We start from the raw sequence: 14115 nt of genomic DNA, 5'->3' as shown, positions 1-14115 counted from the left end.
ATTTTGGTGGATCTAGCGAATCTTCAAATCAACGTATTTAATCCTTCCACCTCATCCCGAATCCCAATCCCAGGCTCCCACGAATCAATCAGACGAATGGCCTTTTGATTCGATTCCATCGCTTTCGTATTTTCTCCTTTACGATACAACAGCTGTGCCATTCCGTAATGATAGTAGATCAGTTCAACCTGATTGGCGTTATGTTTGTCATAGAGCATCTGCTCAAAGGCTTTTTCCGCTTTTTCGAGTTGATCACACTTGACGTAAGCCATGCCCAGGTTGAAATAGGCTTCTATCGTTTTTTCGCCGCCGTATGCGGCGCTGGTTGTGTTTGCCGCTTCGTATAATGTGATGGCTTCTTCGTAGTGAGAGCGGGCGAAACTCAGGTCGCCGCGGACCAGTAGAACCCTGTGCCGGATAATGGGGGAGACGGGCTGATCTTTGATGCCGTCCAGCATTGCTGCCGCTTTGTCCGGTTCTCCGGTTTTTAACAGCACCCTCGATTGCAGGGCGATTCCCCATACTTTCAAGTCGTCGTGATCCGGCGCGCCTGATTGTTCGAGTATCTTCAGGCCGGCTTCTATTTGCCTGAGGGCTCCGTCTGAATCGTTGACTTCCATCAGCGCCCAGCCTGCCGTGTCGATCCTGAAGTAGGCTTCCCGCGTGTGTTCGCCTGATTGACGGGCGGCATCGGCTGCTTTTAATCCGTATTCGATTCGCAGGGGCAGGTTGATTCTGCTTAGAAAATGGCTGATGCGGATGATGAGTTTGATCAGGATGTCATGTTGTCCGGTTTCACTCGACCATTCGATGACCTTTAGGATGTTCGGCCATTCCTTTTTCATTTGCTCTAAATTCCGTCCCAGCAGATAGCTCCAATAGACAGAATTGGGCTGTTCCCGCTTTATATGGGTTTCCGCATAATCGATATAATAATGCGCCCAGCGGCTGCGGGCTCCTTTTTCAAATTCGTGATTTTCGGATAAGTGCTGTTCTCCATAAGCGACAACGGTTTGATGGGCTGCGTATTGAATTCTTCCTTCGCTTCGTTCCGGCTGTATTAAAGCATATGACCGCATTTGCTCAATGGCGTAATGAAACCGCCGGACGTCTAATCCGGCCGCTTGAGCCAAGCTTTTTTCATCAGGGGGCTTAGCGAAAAAGCAAAGCGTCTGCCATAGTTTCCGTGTGTCTTCATGACATCTGTCCCATGTGCGCCCAAAGAGAACCTCAAACAATTCCAATAATGAGTAGCCCGCTTGTTTAAGTTCTTGAATGAGCTGGGGAGCGGGGATGTCGTCGTCTGACATGTATGCAATGCTCAGTGCCATGGCCTTCGGGTTGCCGGCGGCTGCCGAGACGAATTCATTCTTAAGGTCAGGCGATAGCCGCAGCAGCTGCTCCAGCTTTTCCCGTTTTTGCGGGAGGTTGCATGTTTGCAGACAGCGGTGCACTTCTTGATGGAAAAATTCAAGGGCATCCGTTTGTTCAAGGCCGCTCAGCTGGATGGCCGCCAGTTCCCCGAGGCCGTCCCGGTATGTCTGTTTTACGTTTTCCCGTGCCGTAAGGAGAACTTTTACGCCTTCCGGAAGACCGATGATAAATTCGTGAATGTCATGTTCCGCTGTATCAATGCTGTCAACGATCAGCAATACCGGTTTTTCGTTTGAATGAGCGGCTAATGCATTACGGACGACGAACCGTTTTTCGTTGATGGATTTGTCGATTTGTTCTGCGCGTCCGAGCTGATAGGCGATCGTGTTTAAAAAATCGCTGAAGCTCAATCCTTTCCAGTCAGCGCTGATCCAAATGATGCTGTTGAATGCAGGCCAATCTGGTGAACCGCCGGCACAAAGGTAGGCTGCTTCAAGAGCGATTGTTGTTTTTCCCATGCCGGCCCAGCCTGTGATTAAACAGACCGGTGACGGAGACAGCATCCATTGCCGGATCGCCTCTATATCAAAGCCGCGTCCGATAAAGTTCCCGGTCCGGCGTGACGGTAAGTTATGCGTGACGGGCTGTTCTGTAAGCGCATTCGTTTCATGGCCGGGTCTGTCATGAAACAGCCGCTTTACTGCTTTTTCAACATCTTCATCAGTCGGCGCTCCGAATGATCCGTCTTTCCGGCGTATTTTTGCTTTTTTTAGACAAGACGCCGTCCAAACGGGCAATGCGGGTTTGATGACGGGAATGGTGGTGGTTTCCAGAAGGCCGGTCAGCCATTCAGGATCCATGTCAGTCTTTTCGATAATGATCCAAATCATGCCGAACAGCTTTCCGTCGTCAATTCGTCCGGGAATGTAGTTTGCGCCCATCTGTCCGATCCAGCTTTTGATCGTGTTAGAGGAAACGCCTAATCGGAGTGCGATTTGATCGATATAAGACTGTCCTGTTTTTTCGTTCTTTTTCCTTCTGACTTTATAATCAGGATGAAGTTTCAGCGATTTGACGGCAGGTGCCAGCAGTTCTGCAAATTGTGTCCGGTTTTCTAGTTCAGCCATTAGCCTGCACCTCCTATTAGTACTATTTTATCAATTCAGTGTTTTTTGTATATGAAAAAATAAAAAGTACAGTGCGGCTGTCCTTTTATACAGCAGGAAAGGCTGTTGAACGTATGGAAAAGCAGATAAAATAGGGGCAGTAACAGAGAAAACAAAAATGTATGCACTTACATTTCAAAGCAGAGAAAGGATTTTGCCAAATGACTCACACAGTGCCTCAAAACATGAAAGCGGCGGTTATGCACAACACGAGAGAAATCAAAATCGAAACATTGCCCGTGCCTGACATCAATCATGATGAAGTGTTGATTAAGGTGATGGCTGTCGGAATTTGCGGATCTGATCTGCATTACTATACAAATGGCAGAATAGGCAATTATGTAGTGGAAAAACCATTTATCCTCGGTCATGAATGCGCGGGAGAAATTGCCGCCGTCGGATCGTCTGTCGATCAATTTAAAATAGGAGACCGGGTCGCCGTCGAACCCGGTGTCACATGCGGGCGCTGTGAAGCGTGCAAAGAAGGGCGTTATAATCTTTGCCCGGATGTACAGTTTTTGGCGACACCGCCGGTTGACGGCGCGTTTGTCCAATATATCAAAATGCGCCAGGACTTTGTTTTTTCGATTCCGGATTCACTTTCCTATGAAGATGCGGCTTTGATCGAACCGTTTTCTGTCGGCATTCATGCGGCCGCGAGAACGAAGCTTCAGCCCGGTTCAACGGTTGCGATCATGGGAATGGGTCCTGTGGGGCTGATGGCCGTTGCGGCAGCGAAAGCATACGGGGCAGGCACAATTATTGTGACCGACTTGGAGCCGCTGCGGTTAGATGCCGCGAAAAAAATGGGCGCGACGCATGTCATCAATGTCCGGGAACAGGATGCCGGTGAAGAAATCAAAACGATCACGAATGGCAGAGGCGTTGATGCTGCCTGGGAAACAGCGGGGAATCCGGCAGCATTGCAATCCGCACTGGCTTCCGTGCGCCGGGGCGGAAAACTGGCGATTGTCGGTTTGCCTTCTCAGAACGAGATCCCGCTCAATGTGCCGTTTATTGCGGATAACGAGATTGATATATACGGAATCTTCCGTTATGCGAATACGTATCCGAAGGGAATTGAATTTCTCGCTTCCGGCATAGTGGACACGAAGCATCTTGTAACGGACCAATATCCGCTGGAGAAGACGCAAGAGGCGATGGAACGCGCCTTTCAATACAAAAATGAATGCTTAAAAGTGATGGTGTATCCAAATCGCTGAGTGAACGGGGAGGATCTTTGCATTCTCCCTCTTGCTTATCGAAAATGAAAACGGATTCTTGGGGTGGGAAATGATGATTGAAACAGAAAAAGCAGCGGCAGTAAAGACGAAACATCGCGGCCTGTCCTGGATGGAACGGATCGGCTACGGATTCGGCGATATGTCGTACAATATTATCTTTCAGTTTGTAAACGCATACTTATTATTCTACTATACAGATGTCGGCGGCATTAAGCCTGCGGTCATCGCAGCTTTGTTTCTTATCGTAAGGGTGCTGGACGCTATTTTTGATCCGATTATGGGCGTGATTCTAGACAAGACGAATACAAGATGGGGAAAGGCAAGGCCGTATCTTTTGTGGGTGGCGTTTCCTTTTGCGTTATTTACGTTCTTATGCTTTACGACTCCTCATTTCGGCGAGACGGGGAACATGGTTTATGCGTACATCACTTATATTCTGCTTGGGATGTCCTTCAGCATGCAGACGATTCCGGTCAACAGCTTAACGGGGCGAATGACGAATTCCGTGGAGGAACGGACGGTTCTGACGACGACCCGGATGATTTTGGTTTATATCGGAATTCTGTTGTCGATTTCCTGTGCGACACCGCTTGCGGACGCCATCGGCGGGAAAGATCAGGCGTTCGGATTCCAGATGACGGCGCTTATCTATGCGGCGGTGAGCATCGCATTGAATCTGTTCAGCTTCTTTACCGTGCGGGAACGGATTCAGCCTGAAAAAAGAAAAAAACAAGGAATGAAAAAGACGTTGTCTGTTTTGTTCCGAAACAAGCCTTTGCTCATTTTGGTTTCTTCATTTTTAGCTTTTGCGATCGGGTTTAACATTAAGCTCAGCACGATGGTGTACTATTTTACGTATAACGTCAGCCATAAGGAATTTGTGTTTTTAGGAACCGTGCTGTTTTTCGGCGCAGCGCTGATCAGCAATCTGTTTATTCCTTTCTTTTCTAAGAAGCGGGGCCGGAAGCAGGTCATGATCATCACGGCGGCGTTATCGCTGATTTCTTATGCGGGCCTTCAGTTTACATCGTATTCCTCGATTCCCCTTATTTTCTTTTGGCTTTTCGTTTCGGGATTTTTCACGACGCCTTTAAATACGCTTGCTTGGGGAATGGTTGCCGATTGTGTCGATTATGCGGAATGGAAAACCGGAGTCCGGGCTGATGGCGTGGTGATTTCGAGCATGAGTTTCATCAATAAGCTCGGAGTTGCGTTAGCGGGGTCATTTTCGGCCGTTTATCTCGGAATCGCCGGATATGCCGCGAATACCGATCAGACCGCCTCGTCATTGAATGCGATTAAAAATATGAATGCGCTCATTCCGGGATTGTTCATTCTGCTGTCTATTATTCTTATTTCTTTTTATCCTTTAACTGAAAAAAAATATCAGCAGATGATGTCTGATCTGGAGCAAAGGGCTGCCAGATAAGTATACGTAAAATTTAAAATATTCTATGTAAACGGTTGTATTTATGACAGAAAGCACTATACTGAAACTATAATCGAGAATTGATAAATGAGTGTGATAATGTGGGAAGGCAATCTGTTATTTGTATTGGAGAATTGTTAATTGATTTCTTTTGTACCGATGTGGATGTTGATTTGACGGAAGGGCGCAATTTCTTAAAAAGTGCCGGCGGCGCACCGGCGAATGTGTCGGCAGCCATTGCTAAGCTGGGCGGAGACGCGGCTTTCAGCGGGAAAACAGGCAAAGATCCGTTCGGGTACTTTCTGAAGCAGACATTGGACGCCGTACATGTCGATACGTCTATGCTCGTCATGGATGAGAAAGCGCCTACAACGCTTGCGTTTGTTTCATTAAAACAAAACGGGGAGCGCGACTTTGTGTTTAACAGAGGAGCGGACGCTTTGTTTACGCTTGATGATATTGATCTGGAAAAGGTAAACGATGCGAAAATCCTTCATTTCGGATCAGCGACGGCATTGTTATCTGATCCGTTTTGCTCGGCCTATTTACGGCTGATGTCGATTGCGAAAGACAATGGACAGTTTATTTCCTTCGATCCTAACTACCGTGAGGATTTATGGAAAGGAAGAGTTTCAGAGTTTATAAACACCGCAAAAAAAGCCATTGCCGTAAGTGATTTTGTGAAAGTCAGTGACGAAGAGCTTGAGATCATCAGCGGTGCGAAGGATCATAAAGAAGGCGCTGCGGTTCTTCATGAGCTTGGGGCCGGTATTGTGGCGGTGACACTAGGGAAAAGCGGGACCCTTCTTTCAAATGGGAAGGATATTGACATCATTCCGAGCATTCCGGTGACATCAATAGACTCAACGGGAGCGGGCGATGCGTTTGTCGGCGCGGCGCTGTATCAGCTGGCGCGCACGGATGAGGTTCAGACGGCAGCCGAAGATTTTGCGAAGCTGCGTGATATTGTCTCATTTGCCAATAAAGCGGGGGCGCTCGTGTGCACCAAAATCGGTGCGATTGATGCTTTGCCGAGCTTAAAAGAGGTTGAAGTATCACTGTAAAGTATGGAGGATGTTTCTTGAAAGTCATCGGACTTCGGGAAGCATCCTCTTTATTTAGGTCTGAAACCCTTTTCGATATACGGTATACTTTAGAAAGGCATCCAGTAAATTGAACCGCTGTGAAGTACATACAATAATGTTTTTATCAGTTCTGAGTAAAACCAAGTTTCTGCTGCTGCCGTCATGTACAGTGTGACGGCCTGTGATATTGAACCGCGGAGGAATTTTTTTATGAAACATGTTTTTCTTATTGTGCAATGCGCGTTTTCTGTTTTTTGTTTTCTTTGTCTCGCCGCTGTCAATTGGTATCAGGGGAGTGAGCTTGTTTCTGACTCGTTTGATTGGAATGATACGGCTAAATTCTCAAAGCTTTTGAATGGGACGGATACGATTACAAGTCCGGAACAGATTTCGCAGTTGGATTTCTTTGTGTATGCTGCGAAGCATTATCCGTTAGTGAGCGCGTTGATGATCGGGCTGTTTGTTTATTTTTTGTTCTCACTGTATCTGCTTGTGAGGAATTTCCGCCGGCACAAATGGGCTGAATGAGACTATTTTCATATAAAAATATATAAATTCAAGAGAAAATGAAACCTTTTTCGAAAAAAGCAGTATATATAACTGTGAACTTGTTACTATTTAATTTTGGGAGGAAAATGAAAAATGAGTATTTTAGGAAGATTTAAAGACATTATGTCAAGCAATATCAATGCGCTGCTGGATAAAGCTGAAAACCCTGAAAAAATGGTTGATCAATATTTACGGAATCTGAACAGTGATTTAGGAAAAGTGAAAGCGGAGACAGCTTCTGTCATGGCTGAGGAACAGCGGGCGAAAAGAGCATTAACGGAATGCCAGGCTGATGCCGAAAAGATGGAAAGTTATGCGATGAAAGCGTTGCAGGCCGGCAATGAAGCCGATGCGCGGACATTTTTGGAAAGGAAAACGGCTGTTGAATCAAGACTGACTGAACTGCAGACGGCTTATCAGCTCGCTTCTTCCAACGCGTCTCAAATGCGCAAAATGCATGACAAGCTTGTCGCTGATATCGGAGAGCTTGAGTCGCGAAGAAATGCCATCAAAGCGAAGTGGTCTGTGGCAAAAACGCAGGAGAGAATGAACAAATTGGGGTCCTCTGTGTCAAACGCGGGCCAATCGCTGACAGCTTTCGGCAGAATGGAAGACAAGGTCAACCGGGCGCTTGATCACGCCAATGCGATGGCTGAGCTGAACGCGTCTCCGAAAGACGATATTGACGAGCTGACGGCTAAATATGACAGCAATCAAAGCAGTGTCGACGATGAGTTGGCGGCACTTAAGCAGAAAATGCTTTTCAGTAAAGATCAATAGACAGCGGGCTGCAGTTTTGTCCGATACAAAGAGAAAGTGAGAGAAACAGAATGATCATTTCTTATAAATGCCCGAACTGCGGCGATGATATGGTCTTTGACAGTTCATCCGGCATGCTGACATGTCACAGCTGCGGGCGGCAGGATCAGATTGAGAGCCTGCCAAAAGAGTATATAACGACGAGATTTTCCGAAAATGAGGCGAACGAGTACCGCTGTGAGAACTGCGGCGCAGTATTAATGACTGAGGCGGAAACGACGGCCACGACGTGCGGGTTTTGCGGAGGAGCCGCCGTTCTCGCCGACCGATTATCGGGAAATCTCGCGCCTTCGATGGTGATTCCTTTTACGATCAGTAAAGAAGAAGCCATGAGCGCTTTTAAAAAGTGGTGCCGAAACGGCCGTCTGACACCGAAAGGATTTATGACTGCCGATCGGGTGAAGAGCATAACCGGCATGTACGTGCCGTTTTGGATGTTTGACTTAAACAGCAAGGTTCAGGTCAATGCCGTTTGTACGAGAGTGCATCACTATGATGATGGAGAATACCGGGTGACGGAGACCGAGTATTACAACGCGTACCGCGATATCAATCTTGATTATCTCAAAATTCCGGTCGACGCTTCAGAAAAAATGAATGATGAATTAATGGACAAATTGGAGCCTTACGCTTACAGTGAGCTGAAGGAGTTTAATACGGCCTATTTAGCGGGATATATAGCGGAAAAGTACAATTATACCGATGACGATCTCTTTCCGCGGGCGAAGGATAAAATCAGCCATTATATTGATTCTTATATCAGATCCACCTTCTCCGGGTATACGACGGCTGACATTACGGATGAGCAGATTCAGACCGATAAAATCAGCAGCTTTTACGTACTGCTTCCGGTCTGGATGGTCAGCTACGACTATGAGCGGGCTGAGCACATTTTTGCGATGAACGGGCAGACGGGCAAGGTTGTCGGCAAACCGCCGATCAGTGCCGGAAAAGTGGCCGCGTGGTTCGGCGGCATAACCGCCGGTGCGTTTTTAGCATTAAGACTCGTCTCACTTATGATAGGAGGCGGTTTTTAATGAAAGTATCGATGAAAAAAGCGTGTCTCTTCTGCTTTGTCCTTTTTCTGATGCTGTCTTTTTCTTTACATACATCAGCGTCTGCCGCGGAACAGAAGCAATATGTTTATGACAATGCCCATTTATTAACGAAGGATGAAACGAAGAAACTTGAGGAATTGGCCGGGAAGCTGGGAGAAAAGCGCCATACCGATTTTATCATTCTTACCGCAAACGGAACGGGCGGTAAGGAGATCGAACAGTATGCCGGTGATTTTTATGACAGTCATTTTAGCGGAAGCACGGCGATATTGACTATTGATATGAAGGATCGGGAAGTATTTCTCTCCGGATATAAAAAGGCGGAGACGTATTTGAACAGCAGCCGGCTGAATACGATCAGAAATACGATCTCGTCAGATATTTCCGCAGGCCATTATGAAAAGGCGTTTCAGACCTACATCAAGATGGCTTATAAAGATATGGGGAAAAGCCCGGACGACAAGTCTGACAATCTGCTGCTTACATGGTGGTTTCAGCTCATTATTGCCGCAGCCGCGGCCGGAATCGCCGTCACTGTGATGGTGTACAATTCCGGCGGCAAGGTCACCGTCACCGGCAGCACGTATATGGATCACGATACGTCTGAAGTGCTGAGCCAGCACGACACATATATCCGAACCGACGTTACAAGAGAAAAAAAGCCTGATAAAGATAATGACAATGACGGCGGAGTCACGAGGGGCGGCACGAGTTACAGCGGAAGCAAGGGAAGTTTTTAAATTATATGTAAAGGATTTGAGCATACATGGGTTTTTTCAGAAATCAGTTAGCAAATGTGGTGGAATGGGAAGAATTCAGAGACGACATGGTTTTCTATAAATGGAACAACCGTGAAATTAAAAAAGGCAGCCGTCTGATCATCCGGCCGGGACAGGATGCCATCTTTTTATACAACGGGAAAATTGAAGGGATTTTCCGTGATGACGGCGATTATGATATCGAATCAGAAATCATTCCGTTTCTATCGACACTAAAAGGGTTTAAGTTTGGCTTTAACAGCGGCATGCGGGCTGAAGTGCTGTTTGTGAATACGAAGGAGTTCACCGTGAAGTGGGGCACAAAAAACGCTATCAACATTCCGGCGGCAGGTATGCCGGGCGGTATGCCGATCCGCGCAAACGGCACATTTAACTTCAAGGTCATTGACTACATCGGATTGATTGATAAGATTGCGGGTGTCAAAGACAGCTATTTAGTGGAGGACATTAAAATCCGGATTACGTCTATTCTCGATCAGCTTTTGATGAAATGGATCACCAGAGAAGGAAAAGACATGTTCAATCTGCAGTCGAATTCATTTGAAATCGGAAAAGGGATTCAAGAAGATCTTGATATGCAGCTGATCGGAGACGGCATGTCGATTACGGGATTCAATATTATGAGCTTTAACTATCCGCAGGAAGTTCAGGATATGATTACGAAAAACGCTTCTTACGGCATGGTGGGGGATGTGAACCGCTATCAGCAGATTTCCATGACGGACGGCATGTCATCCGGCAAAATGAGCGGAAGCGGCGCCGCCTCAGACATGGCGGGCATGATGATGGGAATGAATGTGGCAAATCAAATGATGAACCAAATGAATCAAAATCAGCAGAACCAGCCGCAGCAAAATCAAAGTCAGCAGGATCAGGGGACGGCACCGGCAAACGAATCGGAAGGAGCGGCTAAGCCGAAATTCTGTCCGAACTGCGGAACGAAAACGGAAGGCGCGAATTTTTGCCCGAATTGCGGACAGAAGCTTGCCTGACGATATACGAAAAAGAGGCCTTGTTTGGGCCTCTTTTTTTGTCATGATTTCATTGTTTGAACGATAAGGGATGTCAGCGCTTTTGATCCCTCAGGTATGAGATGGACGCCGTCCGGTGTGAAGTATTCAGGGTGCTGCAATGCTTTTGCGTGCCAATCGACAAGGGTCACATTTTTGCGTGACTCGGCCTGCCGGCGCAATGATTCGTTTACTTTGCTTTCCCACTGCCGCGGTACACGCGTGTTGACAAGATAGATATCGGCTTTTGAAAAGGAGCTGATCAGTGATTCAATTTGGCTGTTTGTGAAATAGCCATTCGTCCCTAACTCGATGATGACCGCTTTGTTCGGCTGATTAAATGACGCATATTCCGAAGTGAGCTGGAGTGCTTGAGAGACTTGTCTTCCTACCTTTCCGTCGATGGTGACATGAGGGAGGGACTGCCGCAGGTATGACGCAATGTCCAGCATCACCGAGTCACCGATGGCCAGCACGTCTTGCTGAGGCTGTGTTTGTTTTGAATCAGCCTTTTTTTGAGATGACCGTTCCTTTTTCTCGTCGGTTTTCTTCGTTTCTGATTTGTCTGCTGGTTCTTTCTTGTTTTTGTCTGACGCGGTATCCGTTTTTTCGCCGCCGTGTTTTTTCTTGCTGTCTTCTTCTTTTGCAGGCTGATCGTGATCGGCCGTTTTGTGCGAAGAGGCGGCGGTTTCTTGCTGATCATTCTGCGCGTACGTCCATTGCGGCTGTTTTTTCTCTTCGGCTATCCCTGACAGCCCGCCCGCAAATACGAGAATGGCGGCAAGAATAAGACCGAGCGACATTCTGCTGATGACAGAGGACGTCTTCCATTCCAGAAAGCGGTTCAGAAACACGCGGCGTAAAAATGGCCGGAAGCCCGCAGTGCGGATCGGCTGTTCAATGAAATGGTAAGATAGCTCGGCAAGAATGAAAGTGGCGCCGATTCTGACGGCGCAGTGCCAATAAACCGGATTTCCGATTTCCTGCACGGGTGTGCTCAGTACGAAAACCGGGTAATGCCAAAGGTAGATTCCGTATGATCTCGTTCCGATCCAGCGAAGCGGCTTCCATGAAAGGACATGTCCCAAAAAGCTGCTCGGATGGCATAAACATGCGACAAGAACCGCTGCGGTGATGCTGATCAAAAGCATGCCGCCCTTGTACAGGAAGGGTTCATATTCATCCGTGTAAAAGACGCAAAGCAGCAGCGCGGCAAAAGCGGCAAGCTCCGTCCCGTGAAGCAGGTGTTTCATGCTGCTCGGCAGCCGTTTGGAAGATAATCGTTTCATCGGCCACACTAAAGCTAAAGCGCAGCCGATCAGCAATTCAAATGACCGGGTATCCGTCCCGTAATAGACGCGGCTCGGATCTCCGCCGGGCACATACAACATACTCATTACGACTGCCGAACATAACGCGAGGAACATGACCGCGGCCGCAAGCCGGGCCCGTGTTTTACATATGTACATTCCCGCAAGCAGCAGGAAGGGCCATATGATATAAAACTGTTCTTCAATCGCCAGCGACCAAAGGTTTTTTAATGGCGAAGGGGAGCCGAAGCTGTCGAAATAAGAAAGTTGATGAAAGATAAACCACCAATTGCTTATGTAAAAAAGTGAGGAGACCGCATCTCCGCGTACGGTATGCAGGAGCTCACTGTTAAACAATACGACCCAAATGACCGTCGTGATAATCATGAGATAAGCCGCCGGCAGAAGCCGTCTGATCCGGCGCACCCAAAAATCACGCAAATCAAGGGTGATGTCATTGCCCTGGGCAGGCAATATAATAGATGTAATTAAATACCCCGATAAAACAAAAAAGATATCAACACCAATGAAACCGCCGTCGGCCCAGTTAAAATTCAGATGATATGCGATAACTGCGAGGACGGCAAAGGCGCGAAGTCCATCCAGTCCGGGAATATAGCGGTGATGCAGTGACTTGTCTGACATGGTATTCCTCCAATAATGTGTGCGGAAATTCTCGCTGTTTTGCGGATAGCTATAGCTGATTTCTGTACTGTCTTCCATTTGTTCCGTTAATTAGACGCATTCGGAAGGGGATTTTGTTTCAGAAAAAATGTATGAAATGCTGTGATTTTCTTAAACTTTTCAGTTCCCGTCCGGCGTCTGTTATATGAAAAGGGTCCCTTATGCATCTTGGCTGTTGCGGGACGAAAGAAAAAATCCATGATCTGCGGATATCATGGATTTTTTTCTTTCTTTATCTGATGTAGCGGTCTCCGACAAGCAGCTTGGAGATGACGGAGGTCGGTATTGTAAACTCTGTAACGCCCATATATCCGGGTGCCGCTTCGTATTCATCAAATGAAATAACAAGTTTATGCTTATCTGTAATATAAAAATTCTGGTCGGCGCGGATGGCTTTAAAAGGCTCCGTCATATCATCTTCTTCGACCCAGTATATTTTATTCGGATCTTCTTTCATCTGTTTTTTCATTTGTTCTTTAATATTTTCGCTGATGACTTTAATATAACGGTCATCTTTAAATAAACTCTTTAACGTAAGCACGGCCTCATTCTTTTTATCAATCGTGATGTAACGGCTTTGCGTATAAGATGAAGCTTGCGTTTTTTCAATATCACGGCGGATTGAGATCAGATCCGCTGTGTCAGTAACGGTTTCATAATCGCTGTAAATACTGAGGTGGCCTTTTTTGCTTTTTGAGGTCGCCTTCATAAATTCCTGATACAGCTCTTTGCTTTCTTTCATATAATGCCGGTTGATGCTGTCTTCGAGTTTATGATCGGAAAGTCCGGACAGAGCGGGCGTTTTCACATCAATGCTTGATTGGTTCTTTTCTTCCTTCATCTCCGTGAATGTGATGGCTTGGACGACTTTGCCGATGACGGGGATTTTAGACATGGCTTGTGCGGCATCCGGGTTGATATTGACAACGGCGGTAAATAAGACGGCCGCAGCGACTGCCGCGGATGTCGGCCACATCACGATTCGTTTTTTCTTCGGTTTTTGCTGAAGGGCTTTTTCGACAATGCTGTCCAGTTCCTTAGGAATGGGCACACTTTTATACTCTTCTCTTAATTGTTCTAATCTCTTTTCCATTAAGAAAGATCCTCCTTCGTCAGCTGAATGCGCATGAGCTTCAGCCCCCTGTAAAGGCGTGTTTTGACGGTGTTGATGTTTTCCCCCGTGATGTCCGCGATTTCTTCTAATTTCAGGTCTTCAAAGAAACGCAGAATGATAATGGTTTTATATTGATGCGGCAGGTCATCAAGCGTTTCGTGAAGGTCTGTGTCCTTGTAGTGATCTTCCTTTCCTCGGCTTAAAAACTCGATCGTTTCATCATCCATCACTTTCAGTTTTTTCTGTTTGCGGAGAAAATCAATGGCCGTGCGCACTAAAATTTTATAAAACCAGCTTTTGATCACATCGGGGTTTTTGACGGATTCGACCGATGTCAGCGCTTTTTGAATTGATTCCTGAACAATATCTAACGCGTCATCCTTGTTTTTTACGTAACTGTACGCAAGCCGGTAAAAGTCTTCCTTGCGCTCAGTTATGCACGTCACAAGCGACGCTTTGGCTGTTTCGTTCTTCATTGCTTCAAAGGGCTCCTT

At 46.8% G+C, this 14115-nt stretch carries 12 protein-coding genes; 8 read left to right on the top strand and 4 right to left on the bottom strand.

All coding sequences use genetic code 11. From position 1 onward, the window contains the following. Nucleotides 1-23: 23 nt before the first annotated feature. Nucleotides 24-2501, bottom strand: coding sequence for a tetratricopeptide repeat protein (locus C5I45_RS16375; RefSeq protein WP_107994516.1), 2478 nt, complete (start codon nucleotides 2499-2501; stop codon nucleotides 24-26). A 200-nt stretch (nucleotides 2502-2701) separates the two neighbouring features. Here C5I45_RS16375 and gutB point away from each other — a divergent pair, with 200 nt between their 5' ends. The 8 genes from gutB (at nucleotide 2702) to C5I45_RS16335 (ending at nucleotide 10495) form a co-directional block, all read left to right on the top strand. Continuing rightward, complete coding sequence (gutB, locus tag C5I45_RS16370) at nucleotides 2702-3763, top strand: sorbitol dehydrogenase (protein WP_024084965.1); 1062 nt, start codon at nucleotides 2702-2704, stop codon at nucleotides 3761-3763. Nucleotides 3764-3836: 73 nt separating this feature from the next. Beyond that, on the top strand, nucleotides 3837-5213 hold the full coding sequence (locus C5I45_RS16365) for an MFS transporter (protein ID WP_046560190.1): 1377 nt from the start codon (nucleotides 3837-3839) through the stop codon (nucleotides 5211-5213). Between the two features lie 101 nt (nucleotides 5214-5314). Next, on the top strand, nucleotides 5315-6277 hold the full coding sequence (locus C5I45_RS16360; protein WP_071543301.1) for a carbohydrate kinase family protein: 963 nt from the start codon (nucleotides 5315-5317) through the stop codon (nucleotides 6275-6277). 231 nt (nucleotides 6278-6508) lie between these two features. Next, nucleotides 6509-6826 (top strand): YjdJ family protein, encoded by a 318-nt coding sequence (locus C5I45_RS16355; RefSeq protein WP_107994515.1) that lies wholly within the window; start codon nucleotides 6509-6511, stop codon nucleotides 6824-6826. Nucleotides 6827-6940: 114 nt separating this feature from the next. Then, nucleotides 6941-7627: a PspA/IM30 family protein gene (locus tag C5I45_RS16350; protein ID WP_025853951.1), complete on the top strand. Its 687-nt coding sequence runs from the start codon at nucleotides 6941-6943 to the stop codon at nucleotides 7625-7627. A gap of 50 nt (nucleotides 7628-7677) precedes the next feature. Beyond that, the gene (locus C5I45_RS16345) at nucleotides 7678-8703 is read left to right on the top strand and encodes a TFIIB-type zinc ribbon-containing protein (protein WP_070081456.1); all 1026 of its coding nucleotides are present in this window, start codon (nucleotides 7678-7680) and stop codon (nucleotides 8701-8703) included. After that, nucleotides 8703-9464, top strand: coding sequence for a TPM domain-containing protein (locus C5I45_RS16340; RefSeq protein ID WP_107994514.1), 762 nt, complete (start codon nucleotides 8703-8705; stop codon nucleotides 9462-9464). The genes C5I45_RS16345 and C5I45_RS16340 overlap by 1 nt, the downstream gene beginning before the upstream one ends. Before the next feature lie 26 nt (nucleotides 9465-9490). Then, complete coding sequence (locus tag C5I45_RS16335) at nucleotides 9491-10495, top strand: SPFH domain-containing protein (RefSeq protein WP_095318556.1); 1005 nt, start codon at nucleotides 9491-9493, stop codon at nucleotides 10493-10495. A 41-nt stretch (nucleotides 10496-10536) separates the two neighbouring features. Here the strand turns inward: C5I45_RS16335 and C5I45_RS16330 are convergent, their stop codons facing one another. The 3 genes from C5I45_RS16330 to C5I45_RS16320 all read right to left on the bottom strand — a co-directional run bounded on the left by C5I45_RS16330 (nucleotide 10537) and on the right by C5I45_RS16320 (nucleotide 14097). Then, entirely contained in the window at nucleotides 10537-12468 is a 1932-nt protein-coding gene (locus C5I45_RS16330; protein ID WP_024084969.1) for an acyltransferase family protein, read from the bottom strand. A gap of 271 nt (nucleotides 12469-12739) precedes the next feature. Continuing rightward, nucleotides 12740-13600 (bottom strand): anti-sigma-V factor RsiV, encoded by an 861-nt coding sequence (gene rsiV, locus C5I45_RS16325; RefSeq protein ID WP_014304535.1) that lies wholly within the window; start codon nucleotides 13598-13600, stop codon nucleotides 12740-12742. Continuing rightward, the gene (locus C5I45_RS16320) at nucleotides 13600-14097 is read right to left on the bottom strand and encodes an RNA polymerase sigma factor SigV (protein ID WP_107994513.1); all 498 of its coding nucleotides are present in this window, start codon (nucleotides 14095-14097) and stop codon (nucleotides 13600-13602) included. Before C5I45_RS16320 ends, rsiV begins: the two co-directional genes overlap by 1 nt. Nucleotides 14098-14115 lie beyond the last annotated feature (18 nt).

The organism is Bacillus sp. ZY-1-1 (genome assembly GCF_003047165.1).
GTDB classification, from domain to species: Bacteria; Bacillota; Bacilli; order Bacillales; family Bacillaceae; genus Bacillus; species Bacillus velezensis.
Note: the sequence above shows the minus strand (reverse complement) of the source record. Positions and strands in the feature narration are given on the sequence as shown.